At 65.3% G+C, this 19,412-nt stretch carries 13 protein-coding genes and 1 tRNA gene; 6 read left to right on the top strand and 8 right to left on the bottom strand.

What is annotated here, in order from left to right; all coding sequences use genetic code 11:
• Window positions 1-67: 67 nt before the first annotated feature.
• The 3 genes from gabD to IAE34_RS19350 form a co-directional block, all read right to left on the bottom strand.
• On the bottom strand, window positions 68-1,510 hold the full coding sequence (gabD, locus tag IAE34_RS19360) for an NADP-dependent succinate-semialdehyde dehydrogenase (RefSeq protein WP_200140556.1): 1,443 nt from the start codon (window positions 1,508-1,510) through the stop codon (window positions 68-70).
• A gap of 290 nt (window positions 1,511-1,800) precedes the next feature.
• The gene (locus IAE34_RS19355; protein WP_200140555.1) at window positions 1,801-3,477 is read right to left on the bottom strand and encodes an aryl-sulfate sulfotransferase; all 1,677 of its coding nucleotides are present in this window, start codon (window positions 3,475-3,477) and stop codon (window positions 1,801-1,803) included.
• 18 nt (window positions 3,478-3,495) lie between these two features.
• Window positions 3,496-5,835 carry a TonB-dependent receptor gene (locus tag IAE34_RS19350; RefSeq protein ID WP_200140554.1) on the bottom strand — a complete coding sequence of 780 codons (2,340 nt, stop codon included), beginning with the start codon at window positions 5,833-5,835 and terminating at the stop codon, window positions 3,496-3,498.
• Window positions 5,836-6,027: 192 nt separating this feature from the next.
• On the opposite strand from IAE34_RS19350, the gene IAE34_RS19345 reads away from it, so the two are divergent.
• The gene (locus IAE34_RS19345) at window positions 6,028-6,942 is read left to right on the top strand and encodes a LysR family transcriptional regulator (protein WP_200140553.1); all 915 of its coding nucleotides are present in this window, start codon (window positions 6,028-6,030) and stop codon (window positions 6,940-6,942) included.
• Window positions 6,943-6,987: 45 nt separating this feature from the next.
• On the opposite strand, the gene IAE34_RS19340 is transcribed toward IAE34_RS19345, so the two are convergent.
• Both IAE34_RS19340 and IAE34_RS19335 read right to left on the bottom strand, forming a co-directional pair.
• The gene (locus IAE34_RS19340; RefSeq protein ID WP_200140552.1) at window positions 6,988-7,893 is read right to left on the bottom strand and encodes a TauD/TfdA dioxygenase family protein; all 906 of its coding nucleotides are present in this window, start codon (window positions 7,891-7,893) and stop codon (window positions 6,988-6,990) included.
• A gap of 23 nt (window positions 7,894-7,916) precedes the next feature.
• Window positions 7,917-8,966, bottom strand: coding sequence for an ABC transporter substrate-binding protein (locus IAE34_RS19335; RefSeq protein ID WP_200140551.1), 1,050 nt, complete (start codon window positions 8,964-8,966; stop codon window positions 7,917-7,919).
• A 301-nt stretch (window positions 8,967-9,267) separates the two neighbouring features.
• Between IAE34_RS19335 and IAE34_RS19330 the strand changes: the two genes are divergently transcribed.
• Together IAE34_RS19330 and IAE34_RS19325 are read left to right on the top strand one after the other, a co-directional pair.
• The gene (locus IAE34_RS19330; RefSeq protein WP_200140550.1) at window positions 9,268-10,854 is read left to right on the top strand and encodes an ABC transporter permease; all 1,587 of its coding nucleotides are present in this window, start codon (window positions 9,268-9,270) and stop codon (window positions 10,852-10,854) included.
• The gene (locus tag IAE34_RS19325; RefSeq protein ID WP_200140549.1) at window positions 10,851-11,711 is read left to right on the top strand and encodes an ABC transporter ATP-binding protein; all 861 of its coding nucleotides are present in this window, start codon (window positions 10,851-10,853) and stop codon (window positions 11,709-11,711) included. The genes IAE34_RS19330 and IAE34_RS19325 overlap by 4 nt, the downstream gene beginning before the upstream one ends.
• On the opposite strand, the gene IAE34_RS19320 is transcribed toward IAE34_RS19325, so the two are convergent.
• Window positions 11,698-14,244 carry a dermonecrotic toxin domain-containing protein gene (locus tag IAE34_RS19320; RefSeq protein ID WP_200140548.1) on the bottom strand — a complete coding sequence of 849 codons (2,547 nt, stop codon included), beginning with the start codon at window positions 14,242-14,244 and terminating at the stop codon, window positions 11,698-11,700. The genes IAE34_RS19325 and IAE34_RS19320 overlap by 14 nt on opposite strands.
• A 172-nt stretch (window positions 14,245-14,416) precedes the next feature.
• Here IAE34_RS19320 and IAE34_RS19315 point away from each other — a divergent pair.
• Window positions 14,417-14,493: transfer RNA gene (locus IAE34_RS19315), tRNA-Arg, on the top strand.
• Between the two features lie 352 nt (window positions 14,494-14,845).
• On the opposite strand, the gene IAE34_RS19310 is transcribed toward IAE34_RS19315, so the two are convergent.
• On the bottom strand, window positions 14,846-16,102 hold the full coding sequence (locus IAE34_RS19310) for an AGE family epimerase/isomerase (RefSeq protein WP_200140547.1): 1,257 nt from the start codon (window positions 16,100-16,102) through the stop codon (window positions 14,846-14,848).
• Window positions 16,095-16,955: a glucose 1-dehydrogenase gene (locus IAE34_RS19305; protein ID WP_200140546.1), complete on the bottom strand. Its 861-nt coding sequence runs from the start codon at window positions 16,953-16,955 to the stop codon at window positions 16,095-16,097. Before IAE34_RS19305 ends, IAE34_RS19310 begins: the two co-directional genes overlap by 8 nt.
• 254 nt (window positions 16,956-17,209) lie before the next feature.
• Here IAE34_RS19305 and IAE34_RS19300 point away from each other — a divergent pair, with 254 nt between their 5' ends.
• Both IAE34_RS19300 and IAE34_RS19295 read left to right on the top strand, forming a co-directional pair.
• The gene (locus IAE34_RS19300) at window positions 17,210-18,352 is read left to right on the top strand and encodes an L-dopachrome tautomerase-related protein (RefSeq protein WP_200140545.1); all 1,143 of its coding nucleotides are present in this window, start codon (window positions 17,210-17,212) and stop codon (window positions 18,350-18,352) included.
• Window positions 18,349-19,332 carry a LacI family DNA-binding transcriptional regulator gene (locus IAE34_RS19295; protein ID WP_200140544.1) on the top strand — a complete coding sequence of 328 codons (984 nt, stop codon included), beginning with the start codon at window positions 18,349-18,351 and terminating at the stop codon, window positions 19,330-19,332. The genes IAE34_RS19300 and IAE34_RS19295 overlap by 4 nt, the downstream gene beginning before the upstream one ends.
• The last annotated feature ends 80 nt before the right edge of the window (window positions 19,333-19,412 follow it).

Here is a 19,412-nt window from a genome sequence, read left to right as displayed (position 1 = left end):
GCACTGTCAAAAAAACCAGCGGAACGTCGCTCTCGCGCCCCGCTGGCGAGGTAAAGCCCTTAGTACATCAGACGCTGATGCACAGGTATTTGATTTCGAGGTAGTCCTCGATGCCGTACTTGGAACCTTCGCGGCCCAGGCCCGAGGCCTTGATGCCGCCGAACGGCGCGACTTCGTTGGAGATCAGCCCGGTGTTGATGCCGACCATGCCGTATTCCAGAGCCTCGGCGACGCGGAACACGCGGCTCATGTCGCGGGCATAGAAGTACGAGGCCAGGCCGAACTCGGTGTCGTTGGACAAGGCGATGACTTCGGCCTCGTCCTTGAAGCGGAACAGCGGCGCCAGCGGGCCGAAGGTCTCTTCCTTGGCCACGGCGGCGGTTTTCGGCACGTCGACCAGAATGGTCGGCTCGAAGAAGTTGCCTTCGATCAGCTTGCCGCCGGACAGCACCTTGGCGCCCTTGGATACGGCGTCCTCGATGTGCTCCTGGACCTTGGCCACGGCCTTGTGGTCGATCAGCGGGCCGGTGGTGGTGCCCTCTTCCAGGCCGTTACCGATCTTGAGCTTGGCCACGGCCGCCTTGAGCTTCTCGGCGAAGGCTTCGTAGACGCCATCCTGCACGTAGATACGGTTGGCGCAGACGCAGGTCTGGCCATTGTTGCGGTACTTGGAAATGATCGCGCCCTCGACCGCCTTGTCCAGGTCGGCGTCATCGAACACGATGAACGGGGCGTTGCCGCCGAGCTCCAGGGACACTTTCTTGATGTCCTTGGCGCATTCCTGCATCAGTTGGCGACCGATTTCGGTGGAGCCGGTGAACGACAGCTTGCGCACCAGCGAGTTGCCGGTCAGCTCGCCGCCCACTTCGCCGGCGCTGCCGGTGACCACGCTCAGGACACCGGCCGGAATGCCGGCACGGGTGGCCAGCTCGACCAGGGCCAAGGCCGAATACGGGGTCTGCGAGGCAGGCTTGAGCACCATGGTGCAGCCAGCGGCCAGGGCCGGGCCGGCTTTACGGGTGATCATCGCCGCCGGGAAGTTCCACGGGGTGATGGCCGCGGTGACACCGATCGGCTGCTTGATCACGATCAGGCGCTTGTCGGCCTGGTGGCCAGGGATGGTGTCGCCGTAGACACGCTTGGCTTCCTCGGCGAACCACTCGATGAACGAGGCGGCATAGGCGATCTCGCCCTTGGCTTCGGCCAGTGGCTTGCCCTGCTCGGTGGTCATCAGGCGGGCCAGGTCGTCCTGGTGCTCGATCATCAGCTCGAACCAGCGACGCAGCTTGCCCGAGCGCTCCTTGGCGGTCAGTGCACGCCAGGCCGGCAGCGCCTTGTCGGCCGCTTCGACCGCGCGGCGGGTTTCCGCGACGCCCATCTTCGGCACGCTGCCGATCACTTCGCCGGTGGCCGGGTTGGTCACCTGGATGGTCTGGCCGCTGTCCGCGTCCAGCCATTCACCGTTGATGTAGGCCTGCTGGCGGAACAACTGAGCGTCTTTGAGCTGCATGTCGGCTTCCCTTGACCGCGCCGTACACGCGCGGCGCGAATGGTTGAGTGTGCTTCAGGCGCCAGGCAGGCGGCCTTCATGAATGCCGGCGCTCGATCGAACCGGTGTTCGATTTGAGCATCGCGCGTTTGAAATCTCAAACGAATGCTAAGCGTCCGCCAGGGGGTTGGACAATAGCCTGTTCGAAAAAAAGAACGACGGGCGCGCACAGGCCGGGCCCCGTCTCACGCTGAGGCGGGACGGAGCCTGGCTTCTGACCGGATGGCGGGAGGGGGAAGGGAGTGACCGGCTCAGAATGCCTTGGCCACGTCGATCACCAGCGCCCGATAGCCCACGCTGCCGGGCTGACGGCTGTGCACCTTCAGTTCCACCAGCACTTGCTGGGTGCCTCGGCGGACTTCGTTGAGGACCGAGGTGGTGAGCTTTTCAGGGGTCAGGTAGCCCACCGAGGCTGAATAGATCAGCTGGGTATCAGTCTGCGGCTGGTAGGCCACCACCGAGGTGATCGGGCTGTACCATTCGTCACCGCGCGCCTTGCCGTAGGCCCACACCTGCTCCACCGTGAGCTTGGCTTCGTCGATCCGGTATTCCACGGCGCGGCTGTAGTTGCCTTCGAGCCGGGTCGGGGCGAAATCCCGTCCCCAACCGTTGTCGAACACGGTCAGGGTGCCCTGCCCAGTGAGCCAGGCCGTGTGCTGGGTCCAGGACCAGTCGAACTCCTCGCTGGCAACCGGGGTGAGCACCTTGGCCTTGAGGTGGCTCGGCCAGCCCTTGGGCGAGGCGAGAATCCATTTCACCTGCTTGTCGCGGCCGATCTTGACCACACCCTGATGGCGTGCTGAAACGATGATGCTGTCGTCGCTGGCGTCGTGATCGATGGCGTTGACGTGCGCCCAGTTGCGTCCGGTGCCCACCCCCGGCGTATCGCCGAAGGGCAGGTCGCCTTCGGCCAGCTCGTTGGCCAGGCGGTCGTCGGCCTTGCGCACGCCCTCGGGCAGTTGCAGCGCCGCTCTACCCAGGGTTTCCAGCAGCTCGCCGCGATAAGGGTCGAGGATCTGGTTGAGGTCCCAGAAGTCCAGGACATCACCCGACTCGTCGACTTCGATGATGTGGTCGCGGATCGAGCGCACGCGTTTGCCATCCGGACGACGGTAGTCGCTGGTGCCCACGCGCAGCAGGTAGGTGCCGTGGCTGGTTTCGCGAATCTCGTGGGAGAAGTCGGCGAACTTGTCCGGCAGATTGCGCTGCCAGACCCGCCGCCCCAGCAGGTCGAACTTGGAATAGGTCTGGCCCTGGCCCCAGATCAGCTTGCCGTCACGGGTCTGCTGGAAGCCCATGGTGCCGCCCAGGCCGTCGCGGCGGTTGGAGTCGTGAATCTGCTCGATGTCCAGGTACCAGCGCACGTCGCCATTGCTGTCGGCGATCCAGTTGTTGCCCACCTGGTCCCACTCGGCCGCCCCGCCCAGGCCATTCCACTTGAACGCCCGGCCCCCCGGGATATCGCCCAGCAGGTGATTGAACAGGTACAGACGCTTCTCGAAGCCCGGCGCCACCGTGACCGGCTCCACGTGCGGCAGGGCCGCTGTCTGCCGGGCCACCACCGGCAGGCGCACGGCGGGCGCATAGATCTCATAGCGCTCGCGCAGGCGCTCACCGTCGAGCTTGTAGCTGACCTCGACCTGGTTGACGTGGTCGGGGTAGAGGCCGAACACCGGGATGCCGCCGTAGGTCCACAGCGCCCGCTCGGACACCGGGTAGTCGATGTCCACGCCGCGCTCGCCCCGGCCCAGGACACGCACATGCACCCCGCTCAGGGTGCGGCCACCGTCACGGATGATCGCGGTCAGCGGCGCCAGCTTGTAGGGGTTGACCACGATGTCGCCGAGCAGCGCCTGGTTCGTCTCCGGCACGCGGGCAGTGATGCAGGCGCCTTCGGGCAGCGCTGCGGGTTGTGTGTTGGCATTCATGGCAGAGCTCCTTCTTTTTCAGAAATCGTAACGGGCAGTGGCGCCCACGGTGCGGGGTGTGCCCAACACGCCGGCATAGCCGCCGTTGGCGGAATTCCACAGGCTGGTGAAGTAGGTCTTGTCCCCGGCGTTCTTCACCCACAGCGACAGGTCGAGCACGCCGTCTCCCTGGTCCAGGCGCACACCGGCGCTCAGGTTGACCAGGGCGTAGCTGGGAATCTGCCCATAGGCCGAGTCGTCGATGGTGCCCACGGCCCGGGAGCGGAAGGCGTAGCTGGCGGTGACATAGGGCTCGACACGCTCGGCCAGTTGCCAGGCGTACTGCGCGTTGAAGTTGGCGATGTACTTGGAGGCGCCGACCACTTGATGGCCGGACAGGTCGCAGGTCGCTGCGGCATTGACCAGGCTCACCTCGGGGGCGCACGGGGCGTCGTCGTACTCGGTGTAGCGCACGTCGTTCCACGAGCCGTTGAGGTTCAAGGTCAATCCACGCAACGGCAGGGCCGTGGCCTCCAGCTCCAGGCCCCGCGAGCGAACGCTGCCGGCGTTGGCCAGGTATTGCACGCGGTTCACCTGGTCGTAGACGTTGGCCTGGTAGCCATGCACCTGGGCCCAGAACAGGTTGGCGTTGAGCAGCAGGCGCGCGTCGAGCAGCGTGCTCTTGACCCCGATTTCGGCATTGTTGATGCGCTCGGTGCCCACTTGCAGCGAGTCGGTGCCCAGACGCGGCGCCGCGCCGACGGTCAGGTTGACCCCGCCGGACTTCTCGCCATGGGAGAGGCTGGCGTAGCCGAGCACCTGGTCGTTGAAGCGGTAGCTCAGGCTCAGCAGGCCGGAGGGTGCGAAGCTGTACTGGCTCAGGTCACCCGAGTCGTAAGCCCCTACCCGCCCCTGGCGAGCGGTGGCGGCGGCACCGGTCACCGTCGCGCCGCCCAGCGGGGCATCGCGGGTGACCCAGGCGTTCTTCTCTTCATAAGTGCCACGCACCCCTGCGGTGAAGTCCAGGCGGTCGGTCAGGTGCCAGGTGCCTTGGGCGAACAGGGCATAGCTGTCGGTGTCGATGTGGCCATCGCCCAGGGTGGTGACGTCGGCCAGCGCGCCACTGGGGGTGGCGTTCCAGATATCGGCCTGCGGGCCGTAATAGGTGAAGGAGCGGTTGTCCAGGTCCTGCTTGAAGTAATAGGCGCCCAGTACGTAATCGAACGCGCCACCGGTGGGCGAGGCCAGACGCAGTTCCTGTGAATACTGCTTGTCACGCACCGAGACGCCGGCGTTGTAGGCCGCTGGCACGTTCAGACCGTCGTCGTTGCGCGGGGTGAAGTCCCACCAGCGGTAGGCGGTGATCGAGGTGAGGGTGAAGTCGTTGGGCAGGATCCAGTTGGCCTCCACCGAACTGCCGCCCTGGAACACCTTGACCATCTGGTCGGCATCGAAATTGACCTTGCGCTTCTTGCCCGACACCAGGGTCGCACCCGCCTGGCGCGCCAGGGTCTCGTAGCGATTGACGCCGTTGATGGTCGGACCGGTGCTGTACAGGCTGAGAATGCCGTTGTCGGAGTCTTCCTCGTTGTATTCCCCGATCCAGCGCAGGTTGAAGGTGTCGCTGGGCTTGAACAGCAGCTGCGTGCGAAAGCCCTGGCGCTTGCCGCCGTTGAGATCGTGCCCGTCGTGGATGTTCTTCACGTAGCCATCGTCCTCGGTGCGGTAGGCGCTGATACGTCCGGCGAGGGTGTCGGTGAGGGGTCCGGAAAAGCTGCCCTGGGTCTGCCAGTAGCCGTCCTCGCCCAGGGACGACTGCACGCTGCCCTCGCGCTGGAAGGTCGGTTTGCGCGTGGTGATGTTCAGCACCCCGGCGGTGGTGTTCTTGCCGAACAGCGTGCCCTGCGGGCCACGCAGCACTTCGAGTTGCTCGACATCGAGCAGGTCGAACACGGCCATGCCGGGACGGCCCAGGTAGACGTTGTCCAGGTACACCCCGACGCTGCCCTCCAGGCCATCGCTGGCAGGGTTGTTGCCCAGCCCGCGGATCGAGATGCTCGACTGGCGCGCATGCACATAGGCCACGTTGGTACTGGGCACCAACTGCTGCAGATCCTGGATGCGGTAGATGCGCTGGGTTTCCAGGGTCTGGCTGTCCAGCACGCTGATGGGCGTCGGCACGTCCTGGGAGGTTTCCTCGCGACGTCGGGCATTGACCGTGACGGTGCCGAGCCTGGCATCGGCCTGGGCGCTGGTGGCGTCCCCGACGGCGACCGGGTCGGCCCAGGTCGGGCCACTGGTCGCCAGCAGCATGCTCGCGGCCAGGGGTTGGAGGGTGAACAGCGAGGTGCGCGCTGACCAGCGTGAAATTCGCGACATGCAAAGGCTCCTTGAGGCATGGACCCTGGCGAGCATTTCCGTTGGCGGAAGCGAATCGCGATGAGCGGGGCTTATATTCTTTTAGGAAATATAAATATTTTAATTTTATATTTTGTGGAATAAGTAAGAGCCTTTATAAAGTCCCCAGCTCTTGTCGGCAATTGCATTTAACCGAAGGTTTCAATGTAGAAAATGCATATCGATCTGCGTCAGCTGCGGCACTTCATCGCACTCATCGAGCACCGCAGCTTCGTCGCCGCGGCGGCCGCGGTGAACCTGTCGCAGTCGGCCTTCAGCCGCAGCATCCAGACCCTTGAGCACAACGTCGGCTGCCGTCTGGTGGATCGCGCCAGCAAGGAGCTGGCGCCCACCCGTCAGGGCCAGTTGGTGCTGGACCACTCGCGGCGGCTGGTGCATGGCGCACGCAATCTGGTCAACGAGATCAACCAGTTCAACGGCGCGACCACCGGCACCGTGCGCTTCGGCTCCGGGCCAGCGCCGGCCGGAGGACTGGTCCCCCGCGCAGTGGCGCGCTTCGTCAGCGAGTTCCCGGCAGCGCGGACCTGCTTTCAAGTGGATAACTGGCAGGCCTTGAACCATCGGCTGATGGCCGAGGAGATCGAATTCTTCGTGGCCGACACGCGTCAATTCGAGGCAGACCCGGACTACCGCGTGCATTTGTTGACGCCCCAGCGCTGGTATTTCTGCTGCCGTGTCGGGCATCCCCTGACGCAGCAAGAAGCCGTGCATGCACGCGACCTGTTCGACTACCCGATGGCGACCACCCTGCGCCCACCGAACATCCGCAAGGTGCTCAGTGAAATGAGCGAGCGCCAGGACTTCGTCCCCAGCGTCGAATGCGAGCACGGCTATGCGTTGCTCAATGTGGTGATGCAGTCGAACACGCTGGGCATCGCCTGCAGCGCCAACCTGCAGCCCTATCAGGCGCAAGGCCGCCTGGTGGCGTTGGAGCCGGTCGACCTGACGCCCGAGCAGCGCCAGGCCTGCCATACCCGCTACGGCATCGTCAGCCGGGTGGGGTACGGCTTGTCCCCGCTGGCCCAGGGCCTGGTCCGCCAACTGATCGCCTGTGACGCCGAGTTGTAGCGCTGGAGGTCCCGTGTATGAACCGCCGCGCCTGCGGGGTGGGCGCTAGCCCTTTCGCGTGGTTCGGCTCAGCTGCCCGTCCACCCCTTGCGGTACTTCACCGGCCAGCGTGACCCGACGCACCACCCTGGGCTGGGTGCCGTAGTCGTCCACCGCGTAGTGCTGGGTCGCGCGATTGTCCCAGATCGCCACGTCACCGGCCTGCCAGCGCCAGCGCACGGTGTTCTCCAGGCGCGTGACATGCCCCTGCAGCAGATTGAACAGATGATGGGAGTCGGCTTGCGAATAGCCTTTGATGCGCTTGACGAAATGCCCTAGCTGCAACACCCGTTCGCCGCTGATCGGGTGCACCCGCACCACGGGGTGCTCGGTTTCGTACACCGTCGAGGTGAACACCTGGCGGTAACGTTCCAGGCGCTGCGGGTCGACGTCCGGCTTGATGGCGGCATAGTCGTACTCGTTGCTGTGCACCGCCCAGAGCTTGTCGGCCAGTTCGCGCAGAGGCTGCGGCAGTTCCTCGTAGGCGCGGGCGGTGTTGGCCCAGACCGTATCGCCGCCGAAGGCCGGCGCGATCACGCTACGCAGAATGGAGGCCTTGGGGTAGGCGTCGACGAAGGTCACGTCGGTGTGCCAGGAATTGGCGCGCTGCCCTTCAGCGCCATCGAGTTGCATCAGGTAGCGCGTACCGTCCACCACCGGCACCGTCGGGTGGGCGACCGGCTCGCCGAGCAGCTTGGCGAACGCCTCCTGGGCCTGGTCGTCCAGGTGTGTCTGACCACGCAGGAAAATCACCTTGTACTGCACCAGGGCCGCCTGCAACGCGTCCACGGTGGCAGGGTCCAGATCGGCGGACAGCTTCAGGTGGCGAATCTCGGCGCCGATACGCCCGGCGACCGGCTGGATATCCAGCTCGACGGTGTGCGGCACATCGGCCAATGCGGCATTGCTCATGGAGTCACTCCTTGGGGATGAGGTCAGCGGGCGGCCTGGGTGGCCTGTTGCTGTTGCAGGGCGGTATCGATGAACCGAGGCTCGATCCAGTCAGAGACCTGGAAGCTGCGCCGGATGAGCCGCTCGCGGGCAGCCAGGTCGACCCCCTGCTGCAGCAGGCCGACGAACTCGCTGTCCAGGCGCGGATCGAAATAGTGGGACAGGTTTTCCTGGGCCAGATCGTCGCGCAACACGCTGCGCGGCCAGCTGGCGGTGCTGGCGACGAGGTCCACGTAGGCGTCGCGGTTGCGCTCGTCGCGCAGCCAGTTCACGGCCTGTTGCTGGGCGCTGACCAGTCGCTGCACCAGCTCAGGGTACTTGCCGATGAACTCGCCCGTGCCCACCAGCACGGCTTGGGTACTGCCGGCGCCTTGCAGATCACGCGAGTTCACCGGCAGCTCCACCAGGCCACGCTCACGCAACGACAGCAGGTTCGACAGGCCCCAGGTGGCGTCGATCTGCCTGGCGGCCAGGGCCGCGTTGGAGGCATTGAAATCCAGGTTGATGACCTTCAGGTCGCGCTCGGAAAGCCCCTGGCTGGCCAGCGCGCTGGCGAACGACAGCTGGTTGGCGGTGCCGCGGAACACCGCCACGCGCTTGCCCTTGAGGTCCTCCAGACGGTGGATGCCCGAACCTGGCACCACACCCAGATAACTCTTCACACCGCGCACGCCGGCCGACAGCACGTGGGTGTCCAGGCCGCTGGCCTTGCCGATGATCGCTGCCAGGTCGCCCAGGTAGGCGAAGTCGGCCTGACCGTTGGCCAGGGCCTCGTTGACCGCCGGCCCCGCCCCTTTGAAGAAATGCCAGTCGATACGAATGCCATCCTTGGCGAAGGCGTTCTCCAGCAGTCGCTGGTGGCGCAACACATCGACGACCCCGCCGCCGCTAGGCGTATTGCCGGCGCTGAGGTCCGGCACGGCGATGCGGATCACCTCCGGCGGCGCCGGCTCCGCGGCCGGTGCGGCCAGGGGCAAACCACCCAGCAGGGTCACCAGCAATGGACTGAGCAGGCGGCGCAATACGGTATTCATGACAAAGCTCCTCGACAGGCCGCCAGCGATGTCGTTGGCCGGCGCGGTGATCGGAAGCTAGGCAAAGTCCGCTATAACCAGCAAAGACTTAAAACTCATTTGCAGATAACAAATAGCTATAAATCGCTAAGGACGGGGCTTAGCCACCGGCATGCATCGAGCGCATGAAAAATATGAGCGAAACGCAATGTTCAGGCACTTCCGGCGCTGCCAGAGACGTGCTCTTATTTCTACATATACGAATACAGATATTTGTTATTCCTTAAAGAAATAATCACTGCGCATTTTAATCGAGGGCGCCATGACCCATAGCCTGATCGCGACGCGTCACTCCACTCAGCGTGTCGACCTGCGCCCATTCGCCCGAGCCCAGGTGGACCGCGCCCTGCCCTGGCTGGTCCCTATCACGGTGGCACTGCTGTGGTGGCTGGCCAGTGAGCGGCACTGGATGAGCGAGCAGATCCTGCCACCCCCCACGCTGGTCTGGCAGACGGCGCTGGAGTACGGCGCAGGCGAACTCTGGGGCCATCTGTGGATAAGTCTGCAACGCCTGTTCTGGGGCCTGCTCACGGGCATCGCCAGCGGCCTGCTGCTCGGCATCTGGCTCGGTGGTTCCCGCCGTGCGCAGGCGCTGGTGCTGCCCACCTTCCTGGCCCTGGCGCAGATCCCGACCCTGGCCTGGATTCCCCTGTTCATGCTGTTCTTCGGCATCGGCGAATGGCTCAAGCTGGTGGTGCTGCTCAAGGCGGTGATCGTGCCGGTCACGCTGCACACGCTGGTCGGGGTACGCGATGCGCAACCCAAGTTGCGCGAGGCCGCCGCCGTGCTGCGCCTGCCGCCCGCCGTGCGGTTTCGGCAGCTGCTGGTGCCGGCTGCCCTGCCCGCGTTCCTGGCGGGCGTTCGCCAGGCCCTGGCCACCGGCTGGAGTGCCCTGCTGGCAGTCGAACTGCTGGCCTCCAGCGAAGGGATCGGCTACCTGATGGTGTGGGGCCGCCAGCTGTTCATGCTCGATCTGGTCTTCGTCTGCATCGTGCTGATCGGCGGGGTGGGCGCCACTCTGGAGCACGGCTTCTCGCGCCTGGAGCGTCGCTGCCTGTTCTGGCCGCAGCCCGCCACGGCAGAGCATCGGCGCAGCCTCCCGACGCGCCGCTGGCAGTCCCTGCTGCTGCCGCTGGCGCTGCTGGCCCTGTGGCAGGCGGGCAATAGCTTCGGTTGGGTGGACAGCGCGGTCCTCACTTCACCGCTGCAGGTGGTGCACAGCCTGTTCGCCGGCCTGCTGGACGGCTCGCTGCCTCAGGCCATGGCCAGCAGCTTGCAGCGCACCCTGGCCGGGCTGCTGTTCGGCGGCTGCGCTGGCCTGGCCACCGGGCTGCTGCTGGGGCTGTCGCGCACCGGCGAGCGCCTGCTCGGGCCGAGCCTGTCGGCCGTGCGGCAGGTGGCGCTGTTCGCCTGGGTGCCGCTGCTCACCGCCTGGTTCGGCCTGGGCGAAGCCTCGAAACTGGTGTTCGTCGGCCTGGCCGCGTTCTTCCCGCTGATGATCGCCACCCAGCGCGGCGTCTGCGGCCTGTCGCCGCAACTGGGCGAAGCCGCGCGCGCGCTGCGGCTGAACCTGCCCCAGCGCCTGCGCCTGCTGGTGCTGCCAGGCGCAGCACCAGCGATCTTCGCCGGCCTGCGCCTGGCGCTGATCTACGCCTGGCTCGGCACCCTCGGCGCCGAGTACTTCATGCCATCGGATGGCGGCATCGCCAGCCTCATGCTCGGGGCCCAGCAATTGTTCCGCATGGACCAGGTGATGGCCGCCATGGTGTTGATCGGCCTGGTCGGCGCCCTGCTCGGCAGCCTTGGACAACACCTCGAATCGCGCGCCACGCGCTGGAGAACCGCATGAACGCCTTCACTGCCACGCCCGCCTCGAGCACTTCGACGCAGGCCGCCACGCCACTGGTCCGCTTCGACGATGTCGGCAAGGTCTTCCACGTCGACGGCCAGCCGTTCGAGGCCCTGCGTGGCTTCGACCTGTCGATCGAAGAAGGCGAGCTCATCGCCATCGTCGGCGCTTCGGGCTGCGGCAAATCCACCCTGCTGCGCTTGCTGGTCGGGCTGGACGGCGACTACAGCGGCAGCATCCACATCGACGGCCAGCTCGTCACGGGCATCGGCAGCGAGCGGGGCATCGTCTTCCAGGAGCACCGCCTGTTTCCGTGGCTGAGCGTCGAGCAGAACATCGCCCTGGGCCTGATCAATGACAAGCTGAGCGAGGGCGACCGGGCGCGCAAGGTCCATGAATTCGTGCAGTTGGTGGGGCTGTCGGGGTTCGAGAGCGCCTACCCGCACCAACTGTCCGGTGGCATGGCGCAACGCGTGGCGATCGCCCGCGGACTGGTGGCCAGCCCGCGCTTGCTGCTGCTGGACGAGCCGTTCGGCGCGCTGGACGCCCTGACCCGCCAGCAGTTGCAGGACGAACTGCTGGTGATCAGGGCACGCTCCGGGGTCACCGTACTGCTGGTGACCCACGATGCCGAAGAGGCCACCTACCTGGCGGACCGAGTGGTGGTGCTGGAGCCACGTCCCGGACGCATCAAGGCGGTGGTCGACGTGGACCTGCCCCATCCGCGGCTGCGCAGTGCAGCCGCCCTGCACAGCGTGCGCGCGCAGGTGCTGCACCATATCACCGGCCTCGATCAGCCGCCGGCGCCAGCGGGGCGGCAGGTCGAGGGGCTACGCCCAGAGTTCATCGCGCTGTAGGCCATTGCTCGGCGGGGAACAAGCGCTCGACCAGGGCCTCTTCACCGACCCTTTCCAGGAAGGCGAGACGCTCGAAGGGTTGCCCGGTGCGCATGTCGTAGATGGGCTCGTCCATCGGCTTTTCCACCTCGCGCAGGCGCACTTTGACGAAGTGGTAATGGTCGCCGCGCACCTGGCGAATGCTGTCGATCTTGAAAAAATGCCCAGGTGCATAGATGACCTCGGACTCGATCGGGTGCAGCGACATCGGCGCGATCGGCTTGCCGTTGCGCAGGCCTTTGCCGACCAGTTCATAGACCACCGAGGTTTCATTGAACACCGACTCGAAGCGGTCCTCGCCGGTGGCCATGCTGGGCGCGACGAAGGCACGCAACGCATAGGGGTTCTCGGTGAACGAGGTGATATCGGTACTGACCAGCACGTCGCCCGGATTGAGGTCGCCGTTACGGTAGTGCACGCCGCCGGTCAGGCGATAGTTGCTGCCGCCACGCCATAGGCGCACCGCCTCGCTGGAAGGCAGGGCGTCCAGGCTGTCGAACAGCCTGTGCAGGTAGCCCGGTACGTCGCCATCGCCTTCGCCGATACTGCCTTTGACGCCATGGCGGAACAGGTTGTTGACCTGGGAATTCTCGCTGCTGTAGATGCGCAGCAGCTGGCTCTGGTATTCATCGCCTTCACGCCAGGTGTAGTGACGCTGACCGCCTGCCTCGACGCATTCGTACCCCAGCTCGTCGGTCTGCAGGGCCGCACCCGGCTCGATGCGAGGCAGGGCGGCCTTGGCCAGGGTGGTGCGCTGCGCTTGCAAGAGCGTCTGCGACATTTCCCAATACAGCAGCGGGTTGTCGCGCATGTAGGTGTCCCAGAAGCTGGACGCCAGTTGCTCCATGCCATCGGTCAACACGCCGGAGGGCTGCGGTACGTCGAACAGCTGAAAACTGCCTTCTTCGACCACTCTCAAGGGATAGCCGGGCAGAAAAGCGAAGGGGTCGTCCTCGTCCACCGCCAGCCAGCCGTCGCTTTCCGGGCTATAGCGCACCCGCAGGGTCTGGTCCTGCAGCTCGATCCAGGTAGCGCCTTGCTCATCGACACTGACATTGCGCAACAGCCCATCGGTTTCCACGGGTGGCTCGACCAGCCGGTTGGCCTCCAGATCGTCCAGTTCGTCGCTGCGCCCCTCGACTGGCGCCCAGCTGTCTGGCTGGGCCAGCCGCTCATGGGGCGGTGCCCGGTAGGTCAGTGAACGGCCGCTCAGGCCGACGTCGATGAGCGAGAACACCACCATGACCGCATCGGCGACCACGGCCAGGATCGCCTCCTGACGTTCACGGGTGGAATGGGCGCTGGCCAGCGCCTGGCTGTCGAGCACCAGCCGTGCCACGCCTGCCCCCAGCACCAGCAACCCCAGCGGCCAGGCGGCTGGCGCGATGGGCGCGACGATCTGCAGGAACGCGCCGAGGTAACCGCGCCACAGGCCTTTGCGCAGATCACCGTTGCTGACCAGCGCCTGCTGGCTCACCTGCAGGTCCGCCTTGGCCCACGCCTGCAGCTCCTCGAACAGGTCGGTATCGAGCGGGCGACCTTCGCCGAATGGCCATTGGGGCGCTTCGGCGCTGCCGCTGCGTGCGCGCAGGTGCGCCAGCGCTTTTTGCAGCTCGTCGGTACTGGCTTGCTGATCGACCCGATACAAGGCGCGCAGCCAGTCGTGGGCCAGTGGCGCCGACAACTGCCCATGAACCCAGGCCAGCAGCGCCGGCCGATCGGCGAAGGCCTGGGGCGGCCAGGACGTCGTGGGGCAATAGAGAATCACCCGACCATCGCTCGCCGTCAGCGTCAGCAAATGGCCACCTCCCTCGAGCAGGTGATGACGGACGACGAAGGCCGCCAGATCCAGCGGCTTGACCAGGTCATCCAGCGTAGGACGTTCATGCCCCGGTGCCCGCAGATACGCCTTCAGGCGGCGGCGATCCAGGTCCTGCAAGCGTCCTTCGGCGACGCCGGTCTCGATACTGGCCAGCAGCCGCACGCGGGCCAGCAACGGGAAATCCCGGCCCTGCTCGCTCCAGAAGCGCTCGCTGCGTTGCCTGACTTGGCTGGCGAAATCCAGCGCCCAGAGGTCATCCATGACCTTCTGCGGGTCCAGCTTGACCTCGTTGTGCGCGCCGTATTGCGAGGCCCCGCGGCCTTGCGTGTAGAAGCCGCCATACAACGGCAGCACATCCGGCGCCGCCTGGAAGCCACCGTCGAAGCGCTGGATCAGCAGATCGGTGAAGCGTATCGACTCGCGCGGTGGCCCGGCGTGGCGCCAGCCGGTGAAGGTCGGCGCGCCCACCGCCCCGTCGAAGACATTCCACCAGACCCGGTCCGGATCCAGCCATTGACCGCTATGCCGGCGCAGGTAATCAGCCGCCGTGCGCCGCGCCAGGGCGTACAGGTCGGGCCAGTGCTGGAGGTAATCGCGCGCCTTCTCGGTCACGGCGCGGGCGTCTTTCAACGACGCCAGGCTGGCGGCGTAATGCTGCAGGTCGATGGTCATGGCAAGCTCCTTGGCGATGAGCTTCGATGAGAACGCCGCTGCGCCTGGACGAGGCGGTATCAGCATCTTCGCCGCCTGCGCCTTGGCCGAGGGCTTCGAGAGGCCGGTAAAAACAGCTACAGATCAAGGCGATGGACGCGGCCGACGCAGATGGGTATCATTGCGCCGCGTTGCACTCGTAGCTCAGCTGGATAGAGTACTGCCCTCCGAAGGCAGGGGTCGTGGGTTCGAATCCCGCCGAGTGCGCCATCTTCCTTCCCTGTATCTCAGGGAGTCAGCCCCTCTGCTGAAAACCTCTCCTCGTCCTGAACGTCGTTCTGCCACTCATTGGCCCGTGGCAAGAAGGGTCGAAACGACACGATCAGAAATCGCGGCGAGTATCAGCGCAAAGCGCAAATTCGCCGCAAGGCTATCCAGTCCAGCGCAGAACCTTCGAAATCAAAGCCGACTGCATTTGCCAGATAGCTGCGAAGGACGAGCGCTGGAAAGCTGGCCAGCCCGCCCCATCGAGCCCCCGAAGGGGCCAGATGAGCCTGCTGATTCACGATGCAGCAACCGACGACCGCCTCTGCACGAACCCATCCTGCCGTCGCCCATGGTGCTAAATGCCTCGCACCCGCTGGGCCTGCTGCTGATGGACCAGAGCAGTAGCAACCGAACGATGCAACGGAACCAGCGCAGTCAAGGTCGCCTGGTACGCATGATAAAGGTCAGCCTTGCCCTGATACACACGAGCGGACGGCATGCCCGCCCGGTCGACTTCATGATGCCAGCCGCCATTCACACGATCGATCAGGTGCAAGTCCGCATAATCCCAAAAGCGTCCATACCAGCCCGCATAGGCCGCATCGCCGGTGCGCACGTACAGCGCGTGGGCCGCCTTGATGGCTTCGGCCATGACCCAATGCGGTCGATTGTGCACCACAGGCCGGTCCTGCCAGTCGACGGTGTAAACCATGCCTGCAGATCCGTCCACGGCCCAGCCGATGCGAGTGCCTGTCTCGAACAGCTTCACCGCGCTCTCCAACAGCCACGCGGGCGCCGAACCGTCTTGCGCCTCCAGCGCGGCCTCGAGCTTGAGCAACAGGAAGGACCATTCCAGGAAGTGGCCAGGGGTCAAGCCGAAGGGCCGCAGGTCGTCGGCGGGTCGATCTGCGTGGTAGTCGGGGAGCGGTCGCCATCGGCGGTCGAAGTGCTCGGCCAGGCGATAACCTTGCGCGCGGGCCAACTGCTCCACGAAACGCTCCGCGATCCGCAGCGCCCGCGACCGCCAGAGGGGCGCGTCCAGTGCGTCGGCGACAGCCAGGGCCATTTCCAGGCTGTGCATGTTGCTGTTGGCGCCGCGGTAGTCCTCTTCATCGCTCCAGTCGACGGCGAAGCTCTCGCGCATCACTCCCTCTTCTTCCGACCAGAAATGCCGCTCGATCGGCGTCAGTGCCCGCTCCAGCAACGCCGTGCCACCCGGCAACCCGGTGACCACCGCCGTCGAGGCGGCCAAGGCCACGAACGCATGGACATACGCCTGCTTGCGTCCGGTCCGGTCACCCGCGGCAGGCAACCAGCCGCCATGCTCGGCGTCGTGCAGAATGTCCAATAGCGTGGCCACGCCGTGCACGGCCAAGGGTCGGCAGCCAGGCAGGCCGCGTGCGAAGGCCAAGGCGTAGGCGTGGGTCATGCGCGCCGTGATGAGCGTCTGCGCCGGGCCTCCAGCCAAACGACCCGCATCGTCCAGCGCTGCGAAGCCGTCCTCGACGCGCGCACGCTTGGAGAAATCCAATAGCCATTGGCCCTGGTCGTCGAGCCATCGCTGGTGCAGAGGGCCATCGAGCCAGTCGACAGCTGGAAGGGCGCTATCCATTGACCGCCATCCCCCCGTTCACATGAATCGTCTGGCCGGTGACATAGGACGCCTCTTCACTGGCCAGGTACACGTAGGCCGGCGCGACCTCGCTGGGCTGGCCAATGCGCCCCAGGGGAACGGATTTGCCCATGTCGGCGACCAGTTGCGGATCGATCGGACCAAAGCCGGCCGGTTGGATCGAGGTCCAGATGGGGCCAGGCGCCACTTCGTTGACACGAATCCCTCGGCTGGCCAGCTGTAGCGCCAATGCACGGGTGAAGCCCACCTGCGCAGCCTTGGTGCTGGAGTACGCCACCAGGCTGTCATTACCCACGTAGGCGTTGACCGAGGTGGTATTGATGATGGAGGCACCCGGACCGAAGTGAGGCAGCGCTGCGCGGCTGAGGCGAAACATGGGGTGCACGTTGGTATCGAAGTGCCACGCCCAATCTTCGTCGCTGATGGCGGTCAAGTCGTCGGCGACTTTCTGAATACCGGCGTTATTCACCAGGATATCCACGCCACCGAAGGCCGAGACCGTCTCGTCGATGACCTGGCGGCAGAATTCCGGCTCCCGCAAGTCGCCGACGATCGCCAGGGATCGGACGCCTTCGGCCTCAAGCAGGGCCAGCGTCCGCTGGCCGTCTTCCGCTTCCATGGGCAGATGGACGATCGCGACATGAGCGCCCTCGCGTGCAAAGTGCAAGGCGACAGCACGTCCGATCCCACTGTCCCCCCCTGTGACGATCGCTCTCTTGCCCGCCAGACGTCCGCTGCCTCGATAGCTCGGACGAATGTGCTGGGCAGGCGGATTGAGTTCGGACTCGCGGCCGGGCATGCGATCCTGCGACTGGGGTAGTGGTGTGAACATGAGCGTTTTCCTCGAAGAGTACGGATTCGAACGAAACACCGAGAGCCGCTCGCGCCTTGAGAGCTGCGCCTCGAATCTCGCCACTGAAGGGCACGACGCTGGGCGTTCGATGCCCTGACATTGCATAGAGAGCGAGCTGAAAAGATTTGGTTGCATCGCGATTCATTAAATTTGCATCGCGATGCAAAATCATTTGAAACCGATCGGTTCCGGTGCCTATGATCGAGCGAACTCCACACTCGAAGGCCGTCCCCGTGCGTGTATTTGCCTGTATCGCCCTGTCGTTGATGAGTACCGCAGCCTTGGCCAACGGTGCCCTGTTCCTCGATGTCCACCCAACGGATCAGGCTCACTCGAGCCCGGCGAACGTCGAGATCGTCGCCCGCCTCCCAGACCTCGACCCATCGGGCATCGCCGTGATCGGCAATCGGTTGTTCCTGAGCTTTCCAAAGCACGACGCCGATCACGACGGGCCCGTGCTGGGCGAATGGCGCGATGGTCGCCTGGTGCCGTTCCCAGACGCGGCGATGGCCAGCAGCACCACTGCAGATCCTGCGCAAAGGCTGGTCTCGGTGCATGGCATCACCACCGATGCACGGGGCCGGCTGTGGGTGGTCGACGACGGCAAGGTCCACGGCCAGGCCATCGCGCCTGGAGGGGCCAAGCTGGTGGGCTTCGATCCCGCCACGGGGCGAGTCGTGGCCAAGGTACTGATCACATCGGCGTTGCTGCCGGACAGCCACCTGAACGATCTGCGCATCGACCTGACCCATGGCAAGGAAGGTACCGCCTATATCGCCGACAGCTCGTTCGACGGCCATCCGGCGCTGATCGTGGTCGATCTCGCCAGCGCCAGGCAACGCCGAGTCCTGGCGAACGATGCGCGCATCAAGGCCGACCCCGGCTACCAGACCGTGCTGGAAGGTCGTGTGCTGCGACAGTCCGCAAAGCCGCCTGCCTTTCCGGGTGGCGGGGTGGATGGCGTAGCGCTGTCGGCCGACAGCAGCACCTTGTATTTCGCAGCGCTATCGAGTCGCAGGCTCTATTCGTTGCCGACCGCGCTGTTGGCCGACTTCGCCCAGAGCGACAGCGCCTTGGCCGATGCGATCGTCGATCTGGGCGAGAAAGGCGCCGCGGATGGAATGGCGACCGACTCCTGGGGGCGCCTGTATACTACCGCAGCGGATCACGACGCCATCTTCCGGCGCAACCTGGATGGCAATTTCGAGCAAGTCGCTCAAGATCCTCGCTTCATATGGCCCGATGGAATTTTTGCTGATGAACACTATGTGTATGTCGTGCTGGGACAGTGGACACGTCTGCCGCAATACCACGATGGCGTCGACCGCCGCCAACCGCCCTACCTCGTCGCACGCGTGCCGATCAGCCCACCATGAGTGAACGCCCGCCCACCTCGCACGATGTCGCTCGCGAAGCAGGGGTTTCTCAATCTGCGGTCTCGCGCGTGTTCGCCGAAGGTGCGAGCGTGTCGCCCGCCATGCGCGCTCGGGTCGAAGCGGCTGCAGCCCGCCTGGGTTATCGCCCGAGCCGGCTGCCGGCAATCATGCGATCGGGCAAGAGCGACATCGTCGCCGTGGTCATCGGCGGGCTCTACAACCCTTTTCACACCATGACGCTGGAGTCCTTCACCCTGGCGCTGGCCGCGGCCGGCAAGCAGACGCTGGTGGTCCGGGTGGACAACGACCGCGACCTCGACGAGGCATTGGGCGAGCTGGTGTCGTTGAAGGTCGACGGGGTACTCAGCGCCCTCTCCGTGTCATCGGCCCTGGCAGCCCATGAACTGGATCGCTACCGCCTGCCCATCGTCACGCTGAACTCGTCCGTGCAAAGCCGCTGGATACGCGCGGTCAACTCGGACAACGCAGAGGCCGGCCGACACGCGGCGCAGTTGCTGCACGCCACAGGCAGCAGGCATTTCGCGGGCATTCTGGGGCCGGCCGACACGCTGAGCCACAGTGCCCGTGCCCTGGGTTTCGCGACCAGGGTACAGACCTTTGGCGAATCATCACTGCAGGTCAGCCACGGCGGCTACGACTACGAATGGGGTCGGCAGGAAGGCACTCGATTGCTGGGCCTGGCCGAACGGCCCGACGGTATCTTCTGTGGCAACGACCTCATCGCATTCGGCCTGGTCGATCGCTGGGCCGAAGCCGGGCTTTACGCGCCACGGGACTTTCGCATCATAGGCTACGACAACATGCCCTCTGCGGCCTGGTCGCGCTTCGCGTTGACCAGCTTCGACCAGAACACCGATGTGATGGCACGGTCGGCCATCGAGTTGCTTCTGCGATTCGACGAGGACGCACCCTGCACACGGGTCATCGAGCCTCGTCTGGTACGGCGTGCGAGCTGCTGAACACACCTTGAGCGCGCGACCCGCCTCATTTCGCTAGCGGGCATTGCGGCGCGTCGCCTGTTTGTGCGCCAGGTCGCGGC

The organism is Pseudomonas sp. S30 (assembly GCF_016518545.1).
GTDB lineage: Bacteria > Pseudomonadota > Gammaproteobacteria > Pseudomonadales > Pseudomonadaceae > Aquipseudomonas.
The sequence above is the reverse complement of the archived record's forward strand: the minus strand, read 5'-3'. Positions and strand labels throughout refer to the sequence as shown.